We start from the raw sequence: 24,034 nt of genomic DNA on the forward strand, positions 1-24,034 counted from the left end.
ACATAATTACCCTGAATTTCCTTAACGATGTTATTCAACAAACGGGCCCTTAAATGAAGAAAGACGCATTCCTCCTTACTAAAGAAATGCGCCCTTTAATGGAATAACTAAACTTCATTTTATGACTTTTAAGTGTATTTCCTTACTTTCATTTGGTAACGTTTTACTCATATAAATTTTAGACCGTATACTAAGTTAATAATCTTTCCCACAATCTACACAACGATTATCTGTATCATTCTTTCCATACATACGAAGTTCTTTTTCAACATTACAAACCCGACATTTCTCAAATCGAGTTTGCGGAAGCGTACCTGCTTCTGCTAATGGCACCCATTGCTCTTCATACAATTTTTTCGTCATTCCGTAGTCAATTAAAATAAGTTTTTCATCTTTGTCTAAACCGTAGTTACCAGAATCTTTAAAGTCGAAACCATCTAGTTCTTTATCAATTACATTGAGTGCAGTTTTTAAATCTTCTGTCATTCTTGAATCCATTTCTAAATCGATATCATAAGAACAGTTATTGTTTAAAGGTAATTGCTCAAAAAAAGGCTGAATTACATATTTTTCGCTTATATAAAGAATAGGTGCAATATGCTTCTCCAATCCTAATGCTTCCAATGATTTATACATATCATATTCGTTTTTACTTTGAGCATACCCGATAGGGTGCAAGAATGTTTTAATCACGAAACCCTCATAACGAAAAACTTTTCTTGTTGAACCTATCCCAATCATTTCAGCATTATTAATTAGTTCGTCTACATTTTCTAATACTGTTGAAATATTCATACTCAATACCTCGTATCACTTGATGTATTTTCAGATAATTTAATTATACAGAAAATTTCAACTGGTAGGTATGTTTAATTTCCAAATATCCCTAAATCGTCGTTTTGGAAACTTTTTGTTAAAGAATGATATTCAATAATATGGCCCGATTATGGAATAACTCGATTATTAACAATAACCAATACTTTTATTGTTCAGAGGTTCTACCCACTATAAAAATACCCCTTTAGATCACCAGATCCAAAGGGGAAAAGTATTTTCTCTTTTTAAAATCAAGCATAAAGTTTCCTAAAATAAAATAAAGCATAAAGCTTCCAAACGGAAATTTTATGCTTTACGTCACAACCACTCTAGATAACTCTAGAAAATCACTGTATGGAGACGGCGGGAGTCGAACCCGCGTCCAGAAACTCCAATACTTCAGCTTCTACGCGTGTAGTTTGCCTATTTACGATTCGCGTAACATTATGCCGACAAACAGGCGTCCTGTACGCTAACCTGGAAATCTCTTGCCGATGACTCAGGTGGCACCATCGACCGTATCCCACTAAAGTTGGGCCCCACGTTCTCTACATGGGCGATAGAGAGGCAGAGCGCTTAAGAGCTTACGCTGCGAAAGCTAAGTTTTGTTGTTTGCCAGTTATTATATAACTGTCGTTGATGACGGAGCCGAGCCCTCCGACGCGCGACCAAAGCTTGAACCATCCCTGTCGAATCCGTAACGTCCCCTTGAATATGAAGCGAAGCGGCTTGGCCTCGTTCAAGGAAAGGAGCTAGAATTTCTTCTAGTACGGTGGGAGCTAAAAGTACGCTTCCATGAAATCTGGCAATCAGTAATACATATTATAAAACAAAACTAACGATAGTTCAAGTATCCTGCTAACTTAGAAGAAATTGGCTCGAACAGTAGAACCTATCCATCGGTTTTGCTATTCTATCCATCACTCTCGCAGTTCTATCCGTCACATTTCATCTTCTATCCTTCCCTTCCGCCATTCTATCCGCCTCACCTCACCACGCACCGCACTTCACTCGCTCCAAATCCAAAGCAAAAAGCTCACAAACACTAGTGAGCTTTCTCCCAATCTATTAAAATTGATTTTTTGCTTTAAAGGCACGTTCCATCTCGCGTTTGGCTTCTTTTTTGCGCATGTCGTCGCGTTTGTCGTAGTCTTTTTTCCCTTTACCTACACCGATTAGGAGCTTGGCGTAGCCGTCCTTGATGTACATTTTTAATGGGACGATTGTGTAGCCGTCACGTTTAACGGCACCGACTAGCTCGCCGATTTGCTTTTTATGGAGCAACAGCTTGCGGGCGCGTAGTGGGTCGTGGTTGAAGCGGTTGCCTTGATCGAATGGGCTGACATGCATATTGCTGATCCATGCTTCGCCATTGCGGATGCGGACAAAGGAGTCTTTGAGCTGGACTTTGCCTGCACGGATGGATTTTATTTCTGTGCCTGTTAGCACCATGCCTGCTTCAATTGTATCTTCTATGAAGTAGTCATGTCCTGCTTTTTTGTTTTGTGCTAATACTTTCCCAGTACCTTTTGCCATATTCTTCACCCTCTAATTTAAAGGTTGAGCAGGGGTTAACCTGCTCGCATTGGATTGTTAATGAATTTATTTACGTTTTGATTTTTTCTTTTTGTTCTTCTTAGCAATGCCCTCATAGAACTTTTGCTTTTGCTTTACGCGTTTTTTAGGACCTGGGCTTGAGCCATCTTTGCGGCCTCCTCGTGGATCACGATCGCTTTCACGGCGCTCTCCGCGTTTGCCTCTTTCCTCTTCGTTGCGACCGCCTCTGCTATTGCCACGACTGTTTCTTTCTTCTTCGTTGCGACCACCTCTGCGACTGCCACGACTGCTTCGTTCTTCCTCGCTGCGACCGCCTCTACGACCTCCACGGCCACCTCGATCGTCCTCATTACGACCACCTCTACGGCTGCTGCTTCCGCCTTTGTTGTCGCTGTAATTTTTACGAGCGTGAATAACAGTAGGGGCTGCTTTGCGTGTTCGTCCATATGAAGTTACCATTCCAACGATTTCAAAGTCAATGGATGACTCCTCAATAATAACATTTGCTACACGAACCATGACCTCATCACCAATACGGAATTGACGATTTGTTCGTTCACCAATCATAATCATTTGACGATCGTCAAAATGGTAGTAGTCATCTGTCATATTGCTAATATGGACAAGTCCTTCAATCGTATTTGGTAGCTCCACGAAAATTCCAAAGTTTGTGATGGATGAGACGATTCCTTCGAACTCCTCGCCAATTTTATCGGACATATATTGGGCCTTTTTCAGTGAATCGGTATCACGCTCTGCATCGACAGCTCGGCGTTCACGCTCTGATGTATGGTCAGCAATTTCATCCATTGCCATACTCCATTGTGCAATCGTTTCTCTCGATGTATCTTTATTAATTAAATACGTTCGAATTAAACGATGCACGATTAAGTCTGGATAACGACGAATTGGTGATGTAAAGTGTGTATAGAAATCTGTTGATAAGCCAAAGTGACCAAGGCTTTCTGGATAATATTTTGCCTGCTGCATCGAGCGTAGAAGCATCGTTGAAATTACAGGCTCCTCTGGCATTCCTTCAATCGCCTTTAAAACATCCTGTAAAGCTTTTGGATGAACGGTGTTGCCAGTACCTTTAATTAAAATACCGAAATTCGTGACAAATTCAAAGAAGCGTTGGAGCTTTTCTGGCTTTGGATCTTCGTGAATACGGTATAGGAACGGTACATTCATCCAGTGGAAGTGCTCTGCTACGGTTTCATTGGCAGCTAGCATAAAATCTTCAATTAATTTTTCTGCTACTGTACGTTCGCGTAGTTCAATATCTACTGGCCAGCCATCCTCGTTGACAATAACTTTGGATTCTTTAAAGTCAAAGTCAATTGCTCCGCGCATTTCACGTTTATGACGTAAAATCGATGATAGCTCTGCCATGTTTTTAAACATTGGTACAAGAGGCTCGTAACGGGTAATTAGCTCCTCGTCCTGCTCTACTAATATTTTGTAAACGTCCTTATACGTCATGCGCTCTGTTGTTTTAATGACACTTTGGAAAATTTCATGTGAAATGACATTCCCATTAGCATCGATAATCATTTCACAGGACAATGTTAATCGATCAACCTGAGGATTTAAGGAACAGATACCATTCGATAAACGATGTGGAATCATTGGGATTACACGGTCAGTTAAATATACACTTGTCGCACGATCATAGGCTTCAATGTCAATGACTGAGCCTTGCGTTACATAATAACTAACGTCTGCAATATGTACGCCAAGCTTATAAGTACCGTCACCATTTTTTGTTACAGTAACTGCGTCATCCAAATCCTTTGCGTCTGCTCCATCGATTGTGACAATCGTTTCATGGCGTAAATCACGGCGGCCCTCTATATCAGCCTCAGTAATTTCATCTGGCACTCGTTGTGCAGCAGCAATCACTTCATCAGGGAACTCTGGTGGAATATCGTGCTTATATAATATAGAAAGAATATCCACACCTGGATCATTTTTATGACCTAAAATCTTTGTAATATAGCCTGTAGCTGATTTTAAATCCTCTGGCCAAGTAGCGACCTCAACGACAACCTTGTGTCCGTCAACGGCACCTAATGTATCACCTTTTGCGATAAAAATATCCATTGGTAGCTTTTTATCGTCTAAGACAACAAAGCCAAAGCCACGATTTGCTTGGAAAGTGCCGACAAAGCTTGTTTGTCCACGTTCAACTACCTTTGTTACCGTTCCTTCTCGACGATCACCGAATGATTCCTTTAACACGCGGATCAGGACGATATCACCGTTAATAGCACCATTTACTTCATGCGGTGGAATGAAGACATCATCCATTCCCTCGATATCAGGCGTCACAAAGCCGAAGCCCTTTGCATGACCGATAAATTTACCTCTTAGTAAATTCATGCGCTCTGGCAAGCCATAACGATTAGAGCGTGAACGGACAACTAAGCCCTCTCCCTCCATGCGCACTAAAGTTTTTACAAGCTCTTTAAACTCGTCAGCATCCTCAAAGCCAAATACGTCCTCAATTTCGCCAACGGTTAAAGGTTTATAATCTTCTTCACCGAAAAATTCGAGTAAACGATTTTGTAGTGAATCCTTTTGGTCTTTCATAATTTCCCTCCTTCATGAGAAAATCCTATTTGTTTATTGTGCCCAATTTAGGCCTTCTAAAAAGCGATAAATATCTTCATGTAATTGATCTTTTTCTTGATCTAATGTAATAACATGTTTTGAGTTTTCATACCACTTGATGTGCTTTTCAAGTGACTCAGTTTGATTATATATAATGTTGGCAGATTCTGTCTCAATTACCTCGTCATTTGTTGCTTGAACGACAAAAATTGGGGCATAAATCATGTCAATTTCTTGACGGGTACGGGCAATAAATTCTCGTAGCTTCTGTAAAGATGGCATACCTTTTTCAGCAATGCTTGTAACCTCTGCTTCGATTTGCTCATCCTGTTTGCCCTGGAATTTCTTATAGTCTCTTGCATATTTCAAGACTCCCTCAAACATGACATCGGTTGTACGCATTGTCATTGGGGCGCACATTGTTACGATTCCTTTTACTGGGTTATTTAATGCCACATTAAGTGCCATCACACCGCCTAATGAAAGACCTGCAACTGCAATCTCCTGATAACCAGCATCCTGTAACTGCTTATAGGCAGCTACGACATCCTGCCACCAATCAGCAGGTCCTGTTGTGATAAGTTCTTCTGGTTCCACACCGTGACCTTTATAGTGAGGTGCTAATGTAGTATACCCTTTTTTCTCTAAAAATCTACCAAGCATTCGAACATCTGCTGAGCTTCCTGTAAAACCATGCAATAATAATACTGCTCGTGCTCCTGCCTGAAAGAAAAATGGTTGAGATAAAGTTTTGTTCATTGCAAGCTCTCCTTCATACCAATACATACTATCACCATTATAGCCATTTACTAGAGATTCTACATCAGTGATGATGCACTATCCGTCTATTTAATGGTCCTATCCATCACTTTCGGTTTTCTATCCGTCTTTTTCTCATTTACATCTTGGATAAAAGAAAACGCCCAACCAATTCGGTTAGGCGATATATCTTCAACTATTAGATTTTTGTAATAGCGATTGCTAAAATAAAGAATAAAATTGCTAACACAATTGTTGCACGGTGAAGGATAAGATCCATACCACGTGCTTTTTGTTTTCCAAATAGTTGTTCAGCTCCACCCGAGATGGCACCTGACAAGCCTGCACTTTTACTAGATTGAAGTAATACGACAACAATCAATGCTAATGATACGATAATTAATGAAACTAATACTACTGTATGCATCCACTGCACCTCCCGAACTTCGAAACATCACAACACACCACATTATAACAAAAAAAGGTTGCCATGACAAACTTAGATTAAAAATATCTGTAAATTGCCCAATTTCTCTACCTGTCCTTCCCCATCCTCCTCGCTTACATTATTGAAATAGGGATGTATTCGAGATTCCGCTAAATGACATGAATAGCTTGTTTGCTGGTTATTTCTTTAATTTTGAATGGACCTTATTAAAAAAAATTGATACCTTTGTCAATAAATGATGTTAATCCAAATGAATCTTATGCAATTTCCTACGAATATTTTTTATGAATAATGAAAAACTAAGTCAAGATCATTTATTGGTCAAAGGCAACTATTTAGTAGCTACAAGTAAGGACTAGTTTATGTATGATATGTGGTATGTCGATACGAATGAAGATATTAATTACTTCAATAGCATTCGTGACAACATGGTATGCGCCTATGATTTAGCAACACGGCAAAATAAGCAAACAGCTTGCTACTACTTGGCTATTTATGAGGATGGGCTTTATTGCAGTGATTATGACAACGGTCGGAGGAAGTGTTATAGAAGAGGTATGGAATCTCTTCACTGCTAATAGCATTTTAAATTATGAAACAATAGACGGTGGGAGTATATACGATTTATGAATTTGCACTATAATTTAACTTAAAATTAACCTAAAGGAGATTACATCATGAAATACTTACTAAAATGGCGTTCATGGGTTATAGCTAGTGCAATGATTTTTTCGGCGACAAATATCGCTCTACCACAAGTACAAGCTGCGAAAGTTACTCAGCCGGCAAATGTTATTATGATGGTGATGGATGGGAGTAGTAATAACGCTGTCACACTCTCCCGATGGTATAAGGGTAGCAATCTGGCATTAGATGCGATTTTAACTGGCGCAGTTCGTACGTACTCTGCAGAATCTGCCCTTACCGATTCTGCACCCGCCGCTACTGCATTAGCCACTGGACATAAATCAAATCGTAAATTTGTTGGTGTGCTGCCAGCCATTGTCAATTCTCCAGGGTTAGCGCAATTAGCCAAAGATGATGCTACTCGTCCTGTAGCCAATGTTTTAGAAGGAGCGAAACAGCAGGGCATGGCAACAGGGCTGATCTCTACTTCTGAAATTCAACATGCAACACCAGCAGGCTTTTCGGCACATGTTAAAAATAGAAGTCAATACGATGACATAGCTGAGCAGCAGGTCTATCAAGATATTGATGTTGTGTTAGGTGGCGGCTTCGCATCTCTCATTCCAGGTGCCACTAAAAATGCTCGTAAAGATGGCGAGAACTTAGTGAATGTCCTAAAAGAAAAAAATTATGACATTGTCAAAACTCGTGATGAGCTTTTAAAAAGTACCTCATCGAAAATTTGGGGAAGCTTTGCCCCAAATGCACTTGCCTATAATATAGATCGCCCTATCACCAGCGCATCCGAGCCGACGCTTGCTGAAATGACAAGTAAAGCCATTCAAACGCTTAAGCAGCATGACAAAGGCTTCTTCTTATTTGTAGAGGGCAGTAAGGTAGATTGGGCAGCACACGCCAACGATACAATCGGCATTATCAGTGAAATTTTAGCGTTTGATGAGGCTGTCCAAAAAGCACTTGATTTTGCCAAAGTGGATGGGCATACAATGGTCATTGCCGTAACAGATCATGGTAATAGCGGTATTACTATGGGTAATACGAATACAACAAAGACTTATGCCAGCATGCCTGTTTCTGCCTTTATTGATCCGTTAAAGAAAGCTAAAATGACTCTTGAGGGGGCTTTAAGCCGATTGAAGCAAGACCAATCTAATATGATAGAGGTAGCAGCACTATATGGTTTAACAAACTTATCTAAAGACGAGCGGACAACCTTAACAGCTTCTAGGAATGTGAGCAAAGAGATGGGACAGATGCTGGCCAAACGAGCGAATATTGGTTTTACAACAGGCGGACATACTGGTGAGGATGTATTTCTTTATTCATTTGGACCTTCCACAATAACTGGTCTTGTTGAAAACACAGAAATAGCATATGCAATGGCGCAATTTATGAGCTTTGATTTAAATAAGCTGACGAAGGATTTATATATCCCTGCCACAAAAGCTTTTACTGAAAAGGGCTATACGACAAAGATAGATCTAACAGATAAGGAAAACCCGAAATTTATTGCGCAAAAAAAGGATATTACATTAACAATCCCTGTAAATAAAAACATTATGATTTATGAGCAAGCCTCAAGCAATATGACCAAAACATATACATTTGATACCATTAATGTCTACAATGGAACGGATTTTTATGTTTCCAAAAAAGTGTTAGATGCTGTTAATTAAATAATGTTCCGTACATTTTAGCGGGATAAAAATATAGGTGCCATCATAAGTTGATTTGATTAACTGATGATGGTCCTTTTTTTGATTTAAGGGCATTATGATATATCAAATTTTCCCAAACCTTAATTTAATCTTAAATTAATCTTATGATTTAATGAATATTACAAAATACAGCAACATTTTTCTCCACATTCCGTCAAAACAGTGTTAAAAATTTTAATATAAAGATTATAAAAAATAACTTGAAAAAATATCTATTTATTTAGTATATTTACAAGGTTATAATCCTTTTTCATTATTAATTGGAGGTGAACTGATGCAATCCATTAAAAATAATGAGCTATTACGTTTTATAGGCTTTACGTTATTTTATTTTATCATATTGGTGCTTTTGTTTATTATTCATGGGTTCCATGATATGAACGCTGGACCATTTATATATACGGAATTTTAAAAAAAGGAGAATTATTGATGTTAAGTATATTAGCAGCTATTCAAAATGTGGCACTACAGCAGCCACAAAAAACTGCGTATCAAACCAATCGTGAGTCCTTAACGTATAGTGAACTTTGGTATCTCTCTGATTGTGTAGCACATTACTTACTAGCTCTTGACTTAAAAAGAAAACAGCCCATTGTCGTCTATGGTCATATGTCACCATTGCAAATTGTTGCCTTTTTAGGTGCTGTAAAGGCTGGGCACCCATATGTTCCAGTTGACTCGTCTACACCTTCTGAAAGACTACAGCTTATAATTGAAGCCTCTGAAGCCTGCATGCTACTAAAAACAGACTCATTAAGTGCTCCATTGTCTATTCCTGAAGTGGAGGTAAGTGATATAATCACACAGCCTTCTACTATTTCGGTAGAGCCTTCCTCATGGGTTCAGGAGCAAGACGTTTATTATATTATTTACACATCTGGTTCAACTGGTAAACCTAAAGGTGTCCAAATTACAGCCAATAACCTAGCTCATTTTGTTGATTGGATGAATAAGCACTTCCCATTACAGGAATCTGGTGTGTTTTTAAATCAGGCTCCCTATTCCTTTGATTTATCAGTAATGGACTTATATCCTGCATTGATAAATGGGCAAACGCTTTACGCTATTTCACAAGAGCAAATTGCTTATCCAAAATCGTTATTTGATGCACTAGCTACAGCTGAAATCCGTGTTTGGACCTCCACACCGTCCTTTGCGAAAATGTGCTTAATGAACAAAGAATGGCATCAGGAGTTAATGCCCGCTTTAGATACATTTTTATTCTGTGGAGAGGTTTTGCCGGTATCCGTTGCACAAGAATTAATGCAACGCTTCCCACAGGCGACTATTTTTAATTTATACGGGCCAACTGAAACAACCGTTGCTGTATCTTTTGTAGAGGTCTCATCGGAACTGTTGAAGCAATTTGATCAACTGCCAATTGCTCCGCTATCAGAACCAAATCTTTCTCTATTAGAGGATGGCGAGATTATTATTTCAGGACCAACAGTTAGTGCTGGCTATCTTGGTGCACCTGATTTAACGCAAAAGGCCTTTCCTACTATAAATAGTCAGCGCATTTATAAAACTGGGGATATTGGCTATGAAAAAGATGGCTATCTGTTCTTTTCAGGTCGTAAGGATTTTCAAGTAAAACTACATGGCTATCGTTTAGAAATTGAGGAAATTGAAAAGCAAATTGGCAATCTACCACCCGTTTCTAGCTGTGTTGTTGTACCTGTATTAAAAGATGGCGAGATTGTTTCGCTGAATGCGTTCGTTGTTCTACGTGAGCCATTACTGGAATCTGCCTTTAAAATGACGAAGCAACTAAAATCGTTGTTATCTGAGTATTTACCATCCTATATGATTCCAAAAACCTTCAAATACATGGACACTTTACCTCTAAATACAAATGGTAAAGTTGATCGTAAAGGATTGGCGGTTATGGAAACAGTATGACGCCTTACGGAAATATCGTTTTTTTCATTATTATTGGGATTTTATTGCTGCCCACAATTATATTAGGATTACGTGAAAAATCTGCAAAAGGCTATAATATCTTTGTTTCGATTATTGTTTTAGCTCTTATTTTTGGTAATTCTTTAAATGGCACAATCTCTCTCATACTTTTTACAGTATTTCAGTTACTATTAATCATTGCTTATCAAAAATACCGACTACAAAAGAATAGCGGGACAGTATTTATTGTAGCTGTACTGATGTCTATCTTGCCACTTGTGCTTGTTAAGGTTCTTCCGATTCTTGGACTATATCATTTATTTGGATTCCTAGGAGTGTCCTACATTACCTTTAAATCTGTCCAAATGATTTTAGAAACACGTGACGGTCTAATAAAGGATAAAATTTCAGCAGTTGAGCTGGCCTATTTTTTACTGTTCTTCCCAACCGTTTCATCAGGTCCTATCGATCGTTGGCGACGTTTTTATAAAGATATGCATACAGTTCCGTCAAATCAGGAGTATCAAAAGCTACTTTTAAGTGGGATTAATTATATATTTGTAGGCTTTTTATATAAATTCATTTTGGCTTATTTAATTTATAATTACACACTTATTTATTTACCAAATCATACCTATAATTATTTGACACCTTTTCAAGGGCAAATAGCGTATATGTATATGTATAGCTTCTATTTATTTTTCGACTTTGCTGGCTATAGTGCCTTTGCCGTTGGGGTCAGTCGCATTATGGGCATTCAAACGCCAATAAACTTTAATCGTCCATTTTCAAGTCGCAATATAAAAGATTTTTGGAATCGCTGGCATATGAGCCTTTCATTCTGGTTTAGGGATTATGTTTATATGCGCTTTGTGCTTTGGATGACTAAGAAAAAATGGATTAAAAATAAATTTACAATCTCATATATTGGCTTCTTTTTACTGTTCTTTTTAATGGGGATTTGGCATGGACTAGAATGGCACTTTGTGGTCTATGGACTCTACCATGCCCTGCTAATCATTAGCTTCGATAAATTTGAACGGTGGAACAAAAAACGTAAGCTTTGGCCGAAAAATAAATGGACACATGCAATTGGTGTGTTTATCACTTTTAATGCTGTTTGTTTTGGCTTTTATATTTTTTCAGGAAAATTATTTTAAACAAGGCTTTGTTAAACACTGCCTAAATTAAAGGAGAATTTTAACTATGGAGAAACAACAAGTTTTAGAAATGCTAGTAGAATTATGCGAAGACGATATCATTGTAGAAAACCCAGATATCGATTTATTTGAAGAGGGACTACTTGATTCATTCGGTACCATTAATCTATTAGTTGAAATTGAAAACCGCTTTAATATCTCTGTACCAATTACTGATTTCAATCGTGAGGAATGGAACACGCCAAATCGTATTGTAGCGAAATTAGCTGAAAGACAATGATTAAGAAAGGCTTTTTATCGCTATTCATTGCCTTTGTTCTATTTACTGTCTTCGTATTTTTCCCAAATTCATGGATTAAAGCATGGATTTCAGATGAAGATGTAGAACAGGCAAAAACGAACATGTCTCCATTAGTGTTCCAGGGCATGTACTTACAGGAGAGAATGCTACAGGAGCCGAATTCAATGCCTTTATACGGCTCATCCGAATTAAATCGTTTTGACCCCTTCCATCCCTATAATTATGCACGTGCAACAAATGCACCGTATTCGACATTTATGATAGGGCGAGGGGGAATGCAGTCTATTACACACTTTTTAAATTTTGCTGCACAGGAGAAAAATTTAAAGGATAAAAAAATTGTTTTCATCGTTTCTCCTCAATGGTTTACGAAGAAAGGAATGGGTGAATTACACTTTTCTCCTAACTATTCTATGCTGCATGCCTATGATTTAGCTTACAATAAGGACATTGATGTAAAGCTTCGAAATCGAGCAATGGAGCGTCTGCTAGAATTTGAAACAGTGAATCGAGATCAATTATTAAGAACAATCTATCAATATCAATTATCGAATGGCAAAGAACGACCTATTGTTGGACGACTTGCAATGTTGGCAGGTCATTTCCAAAAGGCATTGCTGGAGAAAAAAGATTTATATTACTCGCTTTTCCCTAGAGAGTCACATAAATTAAAGAGTAATGACAAGCTGGTGGCAAACCAAACATTTGAGCAACAATTAAAAAATGCTGAGAAATATGGCAAGAAACGTGTAACCAATGATTTAATGATTGAAAATAAATTTTATAAACGTCTTGTCAATGCTGATTTAACAAAGTTTAAAGGCTCTCGTAAGAACGAAGATTATACAGTATCACCCGAATATGAAGATTTTCAGCTCGTCATAGATATTTTAAAGGATGCCGGTGCAAAGCCATTATTTATTTCAATTCCTGTAAATGGCTATTGGTATGACTACAATGAATATCCACAGGAGCGTCGTCAAAAATACTATGAAAAAATGGAGCAAGTATTAACAAATGCAAATGTTCCATATGTTAATTTCTCAGATCATGAATATGACCCTTATTTTATTATGGATACGATTCATATTGCATGGAAGGGCTGGGTATATGTAGATCAAGAGCTAGATAACTATTGGACACAATCATAAATTGTCGTTAACAAATGAAAAGACAGTCTAAAGTGTTAATCACTTAAGGCTGTCTTTTTTACTGCTCAATACTAACGACTCTTAGACAGATAAACCCATTAACTTCAAGCAACAGGGTTCTATTTAGTTATTGAACCAAAATAGGCGTTGTCTAAAAGGTTGAGCCATGAAATTCGATTTCTTATGAAGGATTTTAAATACGGTTTTTAGTATTCATTCAAAAGCCAAATCTCAGCATAGTTTCTGTCTTTACTTAATTGCTTTTATTCGATTCAAATGACATCGACAAATGCCATTATCCTAATGTATGGAAGAGATAATCCACTAATGCACAAATTGCTTCACGAGCATATCCCTTTCCCTAAAACATAGCCATTTTCTACAATGCTAAAAGTGTATGAAGTCACAATCTCCAATAAGCTCGTTAGTCTCAGCTAAGGCAATATGATTAAATTATTTATTCACATAAGATTCTGCTTCATGGCGATTGATATTTAGCAATTTTAGAATCAGCACGATATTCATAAAAGGCTTCTGTATCATCTTTTTTAAATCTTAAAAGAAGACGATCTGTTATAGCGAAGTTTTCCATAAGAATCACTCTTCAAACCGTGTTTTATGATAAGAGATATTTTTTGGTTTTATACGAAAAGAAATAACAAAACTTAGAAGAAGCAAAACAAGCTGAAGTGATAAAGCTAATAGGATGCCATTTATTATACCCCATTGTAAAGTCTCACTAATAGCTAAAAAAGCTCCCCCAAGACCAATACTTAAGCCAGGACTAAATGCATCTGTAAACTGTATACTCGCAGATACTTCGCCTTCTTCCCCAACATTTGCATGCTGTAGTGCAATCGCCGCTGTTGTTGGTTGTGCTAAGCCAATACCAAATCCAGTAAGTATTTGAGATAAAATCGCCAATACAATTCCACCTATAGGTAAACTTACAGCCAAAATAACGGCTGTAACACCAATTATCATAAAGCAAACACCAATTGTTATCCTTATCTTTCTTCCGCTTCCTCGATCCTTAGTATCTAATCGCGATTGGATCCATGCAGCTATCGACCAGCTTAAAGCTCCAGCAGCAACAACTAATCCTGCAAGATCAGCAGGTAATTTCTTGACTTCCGTCAATGCTAAAACAACATAGCTTTCAGTAGCGAAATAACAAGCAACAAATAATCCTCTAGTGGCAAGAGTCGCAGGTAATCCTCTTGTTGCCGCAAATGTTCCCCTCGGTAATAGCTTTCGTAATGGCTGAATCATTGCCAAGATACCTATAAATGAAAGTACTATTCCCTTCCACTCTGTGATAGTGCCTAATCCAGCTAGCAGGATGCCCGTTCCAATAGCAAGCAACACGGCATATAGTTCTTTACTACCGCTAGTTGACCCTTCCTTCTCTATTACTGAAAATTTACGAAATACAGGGAGAGTTAGCATTACACCTAATCCAATTAATGGAATTACTAGCCAAAAAACAAATCTCCAAGAAATTAATTCTGATATAAGTCCAGCTATATAAGGTCCAATTAACGCGGGTAAGATATAAGCACTTGAAAACATTGCAAGTATTTTTGTTCGCAGATGATCGGGATATCCTAGAGTAATACTATAATAGACACAGGTAATAATTGCGCCTGCACCAAACCCCTGAAGCACTCTCCCAATAATCAGCATATACATATTCACCGATGAAGCAGCGAGAACAATCCCCGCTACAAATAAAAGATTAGAAACTATAAATACTGCAAACACACCATTTTTGCTTATACGCTGCCCAATTACCATTGTTCCAATAATTTGCGCCAAAAGAAAGGCAGTGAATATCCAGCCATATAAATGGAACCCATTTAATTTCTGCGCCAAATTCGGTGCGATGGTAGTGATAGCAAGCCCTTCAAAGGCAACTGTAGTAACAGCAAGAATAACTCCAATTGTTAAAGCTCTATACTTGCTGTCAAATATTCCTTCATTTTTTTCAGGCATCATTTACTCCCCCTATATTATTGTCATGACATTAGTTGTCTTAGCAACTATTATATTAAAAATTATGTAGCAAGCTTTAAACTTACTACAACATTAATAGACTTGAATATAGTTGCTGCGACAATTATATTCATAAAAAAATTAACTGTCAACTTTAAATTCATGGGGAAAAGTCATTGGGATAAAGAAAAGCCACCAATATTGGCAGCTTCATTTTATCGCTAATAAAAATTAGTTACTTCAGCTATAAATCCTTCACATTATTATACATTACAGTAAGAATTCTTCTAAATGTTTCGACCTCTTCTTCAGATAATCCCTTGATTGTATTCTTGTATGCTTCCAAGGATGGCTCAAGTATTTCGTCTTTTATTTCACTGCCTTTTGGTGTTAAATACACACGTAACGATCTTCTATCTGTTTCATGGACAACACGATAAATAAATCCCTTTTTCTCTAATTTAAATAACATGCGTGCAATGTTTGTTTGATCCTTATGAAGTCTTTCAGCAATTTCCTTTTGGGTAATTCCTTCTTTTTCCCAAAGAATAACAAGTATTTCCCATTGGTCCACTGTAATATCAAACGGATTAACCACTTTTTGATAATAATTATTTAATTTTAGTGCTGCTCGTTGCACATTCACACCAATATATTTTTCTAATTCCAATATAATTCTCCTATATACTAGTTATGATTATAGTTGTTACGACTATTATAGTCATGTTATTTTCTAGCGTCAACGCCTGTAATACAAAAGGCAGACTATTAAAACCCTCCAAACAAAATTTATTTTCCTCTGCAGGATGTTGAGTGGGTTATATTATTGGTAAATATATACCTTTTGTAATATTTAATTGTATGAATATTGTATTCTTGACATGCATTTGCAAATCTAAAGTTCGAATCGAGATGTTCTTAACTCTTCCTGAGCGGTTTTCTTCTTACTCCGAGCGATTTCTGACTCTTCCTGAGCGGTTTTCTTCTTACCCTGAGCGATTTCTGACCCTTCCTGAGCAATCTTCTTCTTACCCTGAGCGATTTCTGACCCTTCCTGAGCAATCTTCTTCTTACCCCGAGCGGTTACTGACCCTTACTGAGCGATTTTCTTCTTACCCCGAGCGGTTACTGACCCTTCCTGAGCGATTTTCTTCTTACCCCGAGCGGTTACGGATCATTCCTGAGCGATTTTCTTCTTACCCAGAGCGATTTCTGACCCTTCCTGAGCAATCTCCTTCTTACCCCGAGCGGTTACTGACCCTTCCTGAGCAATCTTCTTCTTACCCCGTGCGGTTACTGACCCTTCGATGTTAAGTGAAAGTATTTAGTTTTCATATAAAAATAAGCCTTACCAATCCAGCTACATTACGACTAAGATTTTTCCGACAAAATATAGCATTTCCAATTATCGCCCTCCACTAATATTTATAATTTCTCCTAGGATATAATTTGAAGCATCGGAGGAAAGGAAGGCGATTACCTCTGCTATTTCCATAGGTGTTGCAGCCCGTTTAATAGGTACAGATGAAGCCATTCGCTCAAGTCGATTATCGTCAGGAGCAAATTTATCGTGAAAAGGTGTCTCCACCATTCCAGGTGCTACCCCATTCACGATTATTCCATAGTCAATTAGCTCTCTGGACATTCCTATTGTCATTGTATTGATCGCCCCTTTAGCAGATGCGTAATGAATACTTTCTCCTGCCCCTCCAATTCGTGCAGCCGCTGATGAGACATTAATGATTTTTCCACCTTTTTTAGGAATCATATGTCTTAATACAGCTTGAGAGCAGAAGAGAACACTATTAACATTTAATTTGAACGTTTCTTCCCACAGCTCTTTGCTCATATCCATAAATGTACTTTGACGGACACCACCCCCAGCATTATTAATTAAAACGTGAATTGTGCCAAATGAAGAAATAGCTTGTTCAACCATTGAATCCACTTCTTCTTTATTCCTCACATCAGCTTGAATTGCAATAGCCTCTCCACCCTTTTCTTGAATACGTTGAACGGCTTCCATGGCACCTTTCACATTTGAATGATAATTAATAATTACTTTAGCTCCTTTTGATGCCATCAACTCAGCCGTGGCAAGCCCAATACCTGAGCTAGCGCCTGTGACAAGAATAACTTTTCCTGATAAGTTATGCATAGCTTCCCTCCTAGTTTTAATAGTCAATTCTACATTTTACAACGTTAAACCTTTTAAATAAGATTTATATATATGAAAAAATCAGGTTTTTGTTAGATGTTCTGTGTTTCTTATTGAGCGAACCTGCCCATTAGCCCAATCAGAATGAAAGAGTTAAAAAACTTAATTATCACTTAATACGAAAAGTTTTTTCCTCGCATCATTACGACTTTGTAGGCAAAAAAAAATCGCCTACAAGGTTATTGGATACCTTGAGGCAATTTTTGTGAGCTTATTTTAAATTATAAAATGAATGTAAGCCTAAATATTCAGCTGTTGCACCAAGCTGGTCTTCAATGCGAAGAAGTTGGTTGTATTTAGCTACGCGGTCTGTACGTGATGGAGCACCTGTTTTAATTTGACCTGCGTTTGTTGCAACTGCAATATCAGCGATTGTTGCGTCTTCTGATTCACCAGAGCGGTGAGAGATTACTGCTGTATAACCAGCACGTTTTGCCATTTCGATTGCTTCAAATGTTTCTGTTAGCGTACCGATTTGGTTTACTTTGATAAGGATTGAGTTTCCTACACCTTGCTCAATACCAGCTGATAATTTTTTTGTATTTGTTACAAATAGGTCATCACCTACTAATTGTACGCGACCACCAATACGATCTGTTAATAACTTGTGACCAGCCCAGTCATTTTCGTCTAAGCCGTCTTCAATTGAAATAATTGGGTACTTATTTGTTAACTCTTCGTACCAATCAACCATTTCTTCAGAAGTTTTCACAACACCTTCACCATCTAAGTGATATTTACCATCTTCTTTGTTGAATAGTTCAGATGATGCTACGTCCATTGCCAGTCTAACTTCTTCACCTGGTTTATAGCCAGCTTTTTCAATTGCTTCTAAGATGACAGTGATTGCTTCTTCGTTAGAGCCAAGGTTTGGTGCGAAACCACCCTCGTCACCTACTGCTGTATTATAGCCTTTAGCTTTTAGTACTGCCTTTAAGTGGTGGAAAATTTCAGCACCAATACGTAGTGCATGACGGAAAGATTCTGCACCGACAGGCATAACCATAAACTCTTGAATGTCTACATTGTTATCTGCGTGTGCTCCACCATTTAAAATGTTCATCATTGGTACTGGTAATTGTTTCGAATTAAACCCACCAAGATATTGATAAAGAGGTACATCTAAATAATCTGCCGCAGCATGTGCAACTGCCATGGATACACCTAGAATTGCGTTAGCACCTAGCTTGCCTTTATTTTCTGTGCCATCAAGCTCTATTAAAGCTTTGTCAATGACAACTTGGTCAAGAACAGAATAGTTACCTTCTAATTCTTGCGCAATAATTGTGTTAACATTTTCAACTGCTTTTAATACACCTTTGCCTAGGTAACGAGAGTTGTCACCATCGCGTAATTCTACAGCTTCGTATTCACCTGTTGATGCACCTGATGGTACGATTGAGCGTCCGAAAGCGCCTGACTCTGTAAATACTTCAACCTCTACTGTTGGGTTCCCACGTGAATCTAAAACTTCGCGAGCATAAATTTGTGTAATAAATGGCATAATTAATTCTCCTCTTTTTCAATTAATGATTGACCTGTCATTTCAGTAGGTTGTGACACCTGTAATAATTCTAACATGGTTGGCGCCAAATCGGCTAAAATACCACCATTTCGTAAAACAACATTTGGTTTTGTCACAATTACTGGAACAGGATTTGTTGTATGAGCTGTCATTGGCTCCCCTGCTAAAGTCAGCACTTCATCAGAATTACCATGGTCAGCTGTAATAATAGCTGCACCGCCTTTTGCAAGCAGTGCATCCACTACTTTCCCTAAACATTCATCTACTGCTTCTATCGCCTTAATCGTTGGCTCTAGCATTCCACTATGCCCCACCATATCTGGATTAGCAAAATTAAGGATGATTCCATCAAATTTTTCAGCAGCTATTTCTGCAAGTAAGGCTTCTGTCACCTCATAGGCAGACATTTCAGGTTTTAAGTCGTAGGTCGCAACCTTTGGAGATGCAATTAAAATTCGCTCTTCCCCTTCAAAATTATCCTCACGTCCACCACTCATAAAGAAGGTCACATGCGGATATTTTTCTGTCTCTGCAATACGTAGCTGTGCTTTACCATTTGTGGCTAACACTTCACCTATCGTATTTTTCAGGTTGTCATTTTCATAGGCCACCTGTGCATGAACTTCATCACTATAGTGTGTGAAGGAGACAAATTTTAAATTTTTCGGATGCCTAGCTGATAAAACAAAGCCATCAAATTGATTATTTGTAAATACTTTTGACAATTGAATGGCACGGTCAGGGCGGAAATTAAAGAAAATTACTGCGTCATTATCATTAATTGTTGCCACTGGCTCTCCATGCTCTTGGATACTAAATGGAATCACAAATTCATCTGTTACCTCACGCTCATAGGATGCTGCTACACCACTTGTTGCACTTTCTGCTGTTTGACCAACGCCATCAACAAGCACATTATAGGTTAGAGCTACCCGATCCCATCGTTTATCACGGTCCATTGCATAGTAGCGTCCATGAATAGAGGCGAATTTACCTATACCAATTTCATCCATCTGTCTTTTAGTTTCTTCAATATAATCTAATGCTGTTGTTGGTCCAACATCTCGCCCATCTAAGAAGCCATGTACAAAAACATCTTCTAGACCCTGCTGCTTAGCAAGCTTTAATAGGGCAAACATATGCTCATAATGACTATGAACGCCCCCATCCGAAAGTAGGCCCATAACATGCAGCTTCGACTGATGAGCCTTTACATGTGCCACTGCCTCTAAAAATGCAGGATTTGTAAAGAAGTCACCTTCACGAATCGATTTATTTAAACGTGTTAAGCTTTGGTAAACAATACGTCCAGCACCGATGTTCAAGTGTCCAACTTCAGAATTGCCCATTTGACCTTCTGGTAACCCTACTGCTTCACCTGCTGCCGTTAATGTAGCATGGGGATACTGGTTCCAATAACGATCAAAATTAGGCTTATTTGCTTGTGCTACAGCATTCCCGTATGTTTCATCTCGAAATGCGAAGCCATCTAAAATAATTAATGCTACTGGCTTTTTAGGCATTTGCCGCCGCCTCCAATAATGTTAAATATGATTCTGGTTGTAAGCTAGCACCACCAACTAAGGCACCATCAATATGCTCTTTTGATAATAATTCTGCGATATTTTCAGGCTTCACACTGCCACCATACTGAATACGTACAGCGGCCGCTGTTTCAGCATTATACAAATCTTCCACAACCCCACGAATAGCTTCACATACTTGGTTTGCATCTTCGGCCGTTGCTGTTTTACCTGTACCAATTGCCCAAATTGGCTCATAGGCAATGACCATATGCTCCACCTGTTGCGCTTCAAACCCAGCAAGTGCCGCTTTAATTTGACTAGCTACCTTTTGCTCAGTCGTTCCTGCTTCACGTTCTGTGAGCGTTTCACCACAGCAAATAATTGGTACGATGTTATGTGCTAATGCTGCTGCTACCTTTTTATTAATGGCTTCATCTGTTTCATTGTAGTACTCACGACGTTCTGAGTGCCCTAAAATGACATAATCCACTTGTACACTTGCAAGCTGATTCGGGCTGATTTCCCCTGTAAATGCACCTTCATTTTCATAATGCATTGTTTGTGCACCAATCGCTAACTCCGATTCACTAGCAACCTGCACAAGTGTAGGTAAATAAAGTGCTGGTGCGCAAACAACAGCATCTACTTTGTCATTTGAAGGAAGTTTGTCCTGAATCGTATCGACAAACTCGATGGCCTCCTCAAATGTTTTATACATTTTCCAGTTACCTGCAATAATTGGTTTACGCATCATTTTGCCTCCAATAGTTTATTTATCGTTTAATGCCACAATGCCAGGAAGCTCTTTACCTTCCATTAATTCTAAAGAAGCACCGCCACCTGTAGATATGTGATCCATCTTATCTGCTACATCAAATTTTTCAACAGCTGCTGCAGAATCGCCTCCACCAATTACTGTATAACCTGCTGTATTGGCCATTGCCTCAGCTACAGTTTTAGTGCCATTTGCAAACTTATCCATTTCAAAAACGCCCATAGGACCATTCCAAATAATTAATTTAGAATTCTGAATGACCTCTGCATAATTTGCCGCTGTTTTTGGACCAATATCTAAGCCCATCCAATCTGCTGGAATCGCGTCTACATCTACAATTTTCGTTTCTGCATCTTTTGAAAATTCATTTGCAACAACTGCATCAATTGGCATATGTAATTGCACGCCTTTTGCCTTAGCCTTGTCAATAAAAGATTTGGCTAGCTCAATTTTGTCCTCTTCCAATAAAGATTTACCGATATCGTACCCCTGTGCTTTAATAAATGTAAATGATAAACCACCACCGATAATTAAATGATCTACCTTTTCTAGTAGGCTTTCAATAACACCGATCTTATCCTTCACTTTAGCACCACCGATAATGGCCGTAAATGGACGCTCAGGGTTAGATAATGCTTTGCCTAATACATCAAGTTCCTTTTGCATAAGGAAACCAGAAACAGCTGGAACATGCTTTGCAATACCTTCTGTTGACGCGTGTGCACGGTGAGCAGCACCAAACGCATCATTAACATAGACATCTGCTAATTTTGAAAATGCTTCTGCTAGTGCTGGGTCGTTTTTCTCTTCACCAGCGTGGAAACGTACATTCTCTAGTAAAAGAATGTCACCATCTTGCATGTCTGTAACAGCCTTCTCTACCTCTTTACCAATTGACTCATCCAATTTAGTAACAGGTTTGCCGATTAATTCAGCTAATCGAACTCCTACAGCCGTTAGACGCATCTCTTCTTTTACTTCACCCTTTGGTCGTCCCAAGTGAGAGGCTAAAATTACTTTAGCTCCTTGCTCCACTAAATATTCAATTGTAGGGATTGCTGCACGAATACGTGTATCATCCGTAATCACACCATCTGCCATCGGTACATTAAAATCGACACGTACAAATACGCGCTGCCCTTTTACCTCAATATCTTTCATCGTCTTCTTATTTAACATGAAGAAACCCCCTTCAAAGTTTTTAATTTGCGAATTCCCTGGATCACCCATCTTGGCTCCTCAATTCTTCACAATCACTCTATTCAATCAATTATGTCCCAGCGGAATTGTATCCGGATTTTTTAGAGCTTACTCTTCAAAACCCTGACATCGGTCTGGGGGCTTATCTTGTTTAGCGGCGTTTTATGTCTGCTAAATCAAGATAAAAATAGCGTATCCCTAAGAATTCACTAAAGGAACCAGCTTTTGATAAAGTACCCTTTTACTTGCTTTTATAGTAACAAAAGTCACGTTCTATGTCTTGCGATTGTATATATTTGTTTGAAAGACCCTTTGTTAAACTTTACACCTATTTTCATTCAACGCTATATTCCTGTATCAATGACGCCATCACAATTGGTTCTGGCTTTTTTGCAGCTCGCTCGAAAAGCTCAATCCAAATCCCCGATATCAGCCCGGAGCATGATCTTGATTTAGCAGGTGTTTAGTATGCTTGCTGAATCAAGATAAAAAAGAGTAAGGGGTAAACATCCCTTACTCTCTTTACCCTTGTATATTATATCTTTTAGATATTATAAAGGCTATACTTTTTATGCCTAAAAAGCGGTATTATGTCACACTTTTTACTTTTATTTTTGAAATATGACGCTTATTTATGATTGAATCCTTTTTCTGCAATATATAGAGCTAAGTCCATTAAACGAGTTGAATAGCCAATTTCGTTATCATACCATGCTAAAACCTTCACCATACTATTTTCTAACACCATCGTAGAAAGACCATCCACTGTCGAAGAATTATGATTGCCATTGTAGTCAATAGAAACTAAAGGTAGTTCATTGTATCCTAAAATACCTTTAAGTTCGTTTTCTGAGGCTTCTTTTAGTGCCGCATTAATGGATTCTTTCGTTACATCCGCTTTTAGTTCTACTACTAAATCAACACAAGAAACGTTTGGTGTTGGTACACGCATAGAGAAGCCATCTAATTTACCTTTTAATTGAGGTAAAACTTTAGAAACTGCTACAGCTGCCCCTGTTGTTGTTGGAATCATTGACACAGCACCTGCACGTGCACGACGTGGGTCAGAGTGAGGGAAGTCAAGAATTCGTTGGTCGTTCGTATAAGAGTGAATTGTTGTCATCATACCGCGGACAATACCGAATTTTTCATCCAATATTTTCGCTACAGGTGCTAAACAATTCGTTGTACAAGAAGCATTTGAAATAACATCGTCTGTTTCAGGATTGTAATCCTCATGGTTGACACCCATGACAAATGTAGGCATTGCACCCTTTGCTGGTGCTGAAAGGATCGCTTTTTTAGCACCTGCTTCAATATGCTTACTTACTTCTTCCATAGAGCGGAATTTACCTGTACATTCAAGCACAACATCTACACCAAGCTCACCCCATGGTAATTGAGTAGGATCTTTTTCAGCATAAACTTTCACATTTTTTCCGTTCACTACGAAAGAATCGCCTTCTGCATAAACCTCAGCATCGTAGATACCGTGTACTGAATCATATTTTAATAAATGTGCAAGCTGACCAGCATCTGTTAAATCATTTACTGCAACTACTTCAAATTCATCGTGCTCCATTGCTTCACGAAATACTAAACGTCCAATACGCCCAAATCCATTAATCGCTAATTTTAATGCCATTGTCAATTCCTCCAATAATGTTTAAATATTATTTTGCCAAAATGGCTTTATTCTCAACCAGAAAGTGTTGACCACTC

Annotated in this window: 19 protein-coding genes and 1 other RNA gene; 6 read left to right on the forward strand and 14 right to left on the reverse strand. The window is 38.3% G+C overall.

Features of this window, described 5'->3' with window-relative positions; all coding sequences use genetic code 11:
* Window positions 1–195: 195 nt before the first annotated feature.
* The 6 genes from QNH24_RS21365 to secG form a co-directional block, all read right to left on the reverse strand.
* Window positions 196–795 (reverse strand): protein kinase, encoded by a 600-nt coding sequence (locus tag QNH24_RS21365; protein WP_283869445.1) that lies wholly within the window; start codon window positions 793–795, stop codon window positions 196–198.
* Between the two features lie 373 nt (window positions 796–1,168).
* Window positions 1,169–1,524, reverse strand: a transfer-messenger RNA (tmRNA) gene (gene ssrA, locus QNH24_RS21370).
* Between the two features lie 360 nt (window positions 1,525–1,884).
* Window positions 1,885–2,352, reverse strand: coding sequence for an SsrA-binding protein SmpB (gene smpB / locus QNH24_RS21375; RefSeq protein ID WP_283869446.1), 468 nt, complete (start codon window positions 2,350–2,352; stop codon window positions 1,885–1,887).
* 66 nt (window positions 2,353–2,418) lie between these two features.
* Entirely contained in the window at window positions 2,419–4,965 is a 2,547-nt protein-coding gene (gene rnr / locus QNH24_RS21380; protein ID WP_283869447.1) for a ribonuclease R, read from the reverse strand.
* A 33-nt stretch (window positions 4,966–4,998) separates the two neighbouring features.
* Window positions 4,999–5,745, reverse strand: a complete 747-nt coding sequence (locus tag QNH24_RS21385) for an alpha/beta hydrolase (protein WP_283869448.1) — start codon at window positions 5,743–5,745, stop codon at window positions 4,999–5,001.
* 199 nt (window positions 5,746–5,944) lie between these two features.
* The gene (gene secG, locus QNH24_RS21390) at window positions 5,945–6,172 is read right to left on the reverse strand and encodes a preprotein translocase subunit SecG (protein ID WP_054770456.1); all 228 of its coding nucleotides are present in this window, start codon (window positions 6,170–6,172) and stop codon (window positions 5,945–5,947) included.
* Window positions 6,173–6,870: 698 nt separating this feature from the next.
* On the opposite strand from secG, the gene QNH24_RS21395 reads away from it, so the two are divergent.
* The 6 genes from QNH24_RS21395 (at window position 6,871) to dltD (ending at window position 13,073) form a co-directional block, all read left to right on the forward strand.
* Window positions 6,871–8,517: an alkaline phosphatase gene (locus QNH24_RS21395; protein WP_283869449.1), complete on the forward strand. Its 1,647-nt coding sequence runs from the start codon at window positions 6,871–6,873 to the stop codon at window positions 8,515–8,517.
* Between the two features lie 316 nt (window positions 8,518–8,833).
* Window positions 8,834–8,971, forward strand: coding sequence for a teichoic acid D-Ala incorporation-associated protein DltX (locus QNH24_RS21400; protein WP_054770455.1), 138 nt, complete (start codon window positions 8,834–8,836; stop codon window positions 8,969–8,971).
* Between the two features lie 17 nt (window positions 8,972–8,988).
* Entirely contained in the window at window positions 8,989–10,461 is a 1,473-nt protein-coding gene (gene dltA, locus QNH24_RS21405) for a D-alanine--poly(phosphoribitol) ligase subunit DltA (protein ID WP_283869450.1), read from the forward strand.
* The gene (gene dltB / locus QNH24_RS21410) at window positions 10,458–11,621 is read left to right on the forward strand and encodes a D-alanyl-lipoteichoic acid biosynthesis protein DltB (protein WP_283869451.1); all 1,164 of its coding nucleotides are present in this window, start codon (window positions 10,458–10,460) and stop codon (window positions 11,619–11,621) included. The genes dltA and dltB overlap by 4 nt, the downstream gene beginning before the upstream one ends.
* Window positions 11,622–11,667: 46 nt before the next feature.
* On the forward strand, window positions 11,668–11,901 hold the full coding sequence (gene dltC / locus QNH24_RS21415) for a D-alanine--poly(phosphoribitol) ligase subunit 2 (protein ID WP_054770454.1): 234 nt from the start codon (window positions 11,668–11,670) through the stop codon (window positions 11,899–11,901).
* The gene (gene dltD, locus QNH24_RS21420; protein ID WP_283869452.1) at window positions 11,898–13,073 is read left to right on the forward strand and encodes a D-alanyl-lipoteichoic acid biosynthesis protein DltD; all 1,176 of its coding nucleotides are present in this window, start codon (window positions 11,898–11,900) and stop codon (window positions 13,071–13,073) included. The genes dltC and dltD overlap by 4 nt, the downstream gene beginning before the upstream one ends.
* Window positions 13,074–13,670: 597 nt before the next feature.
* On the opposite strand, the gene QNH24_RS21425 is transcribed toward dltD, so the two are convergent.
* The 8 genes from QNH24_RS21425 to gap form a co-directional block, all read right to left on the reverse strand.
* Entirely contained in the window at window positions 13,671–15,068 is a 1,398-nt protein-coding gene (locus QNH24_RS21425; protein ID WP_430674310.1) for an MFS transporter, read from the reverse strand.
* Between the two features lie 244 nt (window positions 15,069–15,312).
* Entirely contained in the window at window positions 15,313–15,738 is a 426-nt protein-coding gene (locus tag QNH24_RS21430; protein WP_054770453.1) for a MarR family winged helix-turn-helix transcriptional regulator, read from the reverse strand.
* A 735-nt stretch (window positions 15,739–16,473) separates the two neighbouring features.
* Entirely contained in the window at window positions 16,474–17,226 is a 753-nt protein-coding gene (locus tag QNH24_RS21435) for an SDR family NAD(P)-dependent oxidoreductase (RefSeq protein WP_283869454.1), read from the reverse strand.
* Between the two features lie 271 nt (window positions 17,227–17,497).
* Window positions 17,498–18,790 carry a phosphopyruvate hydratase gene (gene eno, locus QNH24_RS21440; RefSeq protein WP_283869455.1) on the reverse strand — a complete coding sequence of 431 codons (1,293 nt, stop codon included), beginning with the start codon at window positions 18,788–18,790 and terminating at the stop codon, window positions 17,498–17,500.
* A gap of 2 nt (window positions 18,791–18,792) precedes the next feature.
* Entirely contained in the window at window positions 18,793–20,334 is a 1,542-nt protein-coding gene (gpmI, locus tag QNH24_RS21445; protein ID WP_283869456.1) for a 2,3-bisphosphoglycerate-independent phosphoglycerate mutase, read from the reverse strand.
* Window positions 20,327–21,088 (reverse strand): triose-phosphate isomerase, encoded by a 762-nt coding sequence (tpiA, locus tag QNH24_RS21450; protein ID WP_283869457.1) that lies wholly within the window; start codon window positions 21,086–21,088, stop codon window positions 20,327–20,329. The genes gpmI and tpiA overlap by 8 nt, the downstream gene beginning before the upstream one ends.
* A gap of 18 nt (window positions 21,089–21,106) precedes the next feature.
* Window positions 21,107–22,291 (reverse strand): phosphoglycerate kinase, encoded by a 1,185-nt coding sequence (locus tag QNH24_RS21455; RefSeq protein WP_283869458.1) that lies wholly within the window; start codon window positions 22,289–22,291, stop codon window positions 21,107–21,109.
* Window positions 22,292–22,940: 649 nt separating this feature from the next.
* The gene (gap, locus tag QNH24_RS21460) at window positions 22,941–23,957 is read right to left on the reverse strand and encodes a type I glyceraldehyde-3-phosphate dehydrogenase (RefSeq protein ID WP_283869459.1); all 1,017 of its coding nucleotides are present in this window, start codon (window positions 23,955–23,957) and stop codon (window positions 22,941–22,943) included.
* Window positions 23,958–24,034 lie beyond the last annotated feature (77 nt).

Origin of the sequence: Lysinibacillus pakistanensis (genome assembly GCF_030123245.1) — a bacterium.
Taxonomy (GTDB): Bacteria; Bacillota; Bacilli; order Bacillales_A; family Planococcaceae; genus Lysinibacillus; species Lysinibacillus pakistanensis.

Bases quoted from the DNA above. Each gene is read 5' to 3' on its own strand.
- QNH24_RS21365 (WP_283869445.1), bottom strand. From the start codon at position 795: ATGAATATTTCAACAGTATTAGAAAATGTAGACGAACTAATTAATAAT.
- rnr (WP_283869447.1), bottom strand. From the start codon at position 4,965: ATGAAAGACCAAAAGGATTCACTACAAAATCGTTTACTCGAATTTTTC.
- QNH24_RS21435 (WP_283869454.1), bottom strand. From the start codon at position 17,226: ATGCATAACTTATCAGGAAAAGTTATTCTTGTCACAGGCGCTAGCTCA.
- eno (WP_283869455.1), bottom strand. From the start codon at position 18,790: ATGCCATTTATTACACAAATTTATGCTCGCGAAGTTTTAGATTCACGT.
- QNH24_RS21395 (WP_283869449.1), top strand. From the start codon at position 6,871: ATGAAATACTTACTAAAATGGCGTTCATGGGTTATAGCTAGTGCAATG.
- QNH24_RS21385 (WP_283869448.1), bottom strand. From the start codon at position 5,745: ATGAACAAAACTTTATCTCAACCATTTTTCTTTCAGGCAGGAGCACGA.
- secG (WP_054770456.1), bottom strand. From the start codon at position 6,172: ATGCATACAGTAGTATTAGTTTCATTAATTATCGTATCATTAGCATTG.
- QNH24_RS21400 (WP_054770455.1), top strand. From the start codon at position 8,834: ATGCAATCCATTAAAAATAATGAGCTATTACGTTTTATAGGCTTTACG.
- dltA (WP_283869450.1), top strand. From the start codon at position 8,989: ATGTTAAGTATATTAGCAGCTATTCAAAATGTGGCACTACAGCAGCCA.
- dltC (WP_054770454.1), top strand. From the start codon at position 11,668: ATGGAGAAACAACAAGTTTTAGAAATGCTAGTAGAATTATGCGAAGAC.
- QNH24_RS21455 (WP_283869458.1), bottom strand. From the start codon at position 22,291: ATGTTAAATAAGAAGACGATGAAAGATATTGAGGTAAAAGGGCAGCGC.
- gap (WP_283869459.1), bottom strand. From the start codon at position 23,957: ATGGCATTAAAATTAGCGATTAATGGATTTGGGCGTATTGGACGTTTA.
- tpiA (WP_283869457.1), bottom strand. From the start codon at position 21,088: ATGCGTAAACCAATTATTGCAGGTAACTGGAAAATGTATAAAACATTT.
- QNH24_RS21425 (WP_430674310.1), bottom strand. From the start codon at position 15,068: ATGCCTGAAAAAAATGAAGGAATATTTGACAGCAAGTATAGAGCTTTA.
- gpmI (WP_283869456.1), bottom strand. From the start codon at position 20,334: ATGCCTAAAAAGCCAGTAGCATTAATTATTTTAGATGGCTTCGCATTT.
- dltB (WP_283869451.1), top strand. From the start codon at position 10,458: ATGACGCCTTACGGAAATATCGTTTTTTTCATTATTATTGGGATTTTA.
- dltD (WP_283869452.1), top strand. From the start codon at position 11,898: ATGATTAAGAAAGGCTTTTTATCGCTATTCATTGCCTTTGTTCTATTT.
- smpB (WP_283869446.1), bottom strand. From the start codon at position 2,352: ATGGCAAAAGGTACTGGGAAAGTATTAGCACAAAACAAAAAAGCAGGA.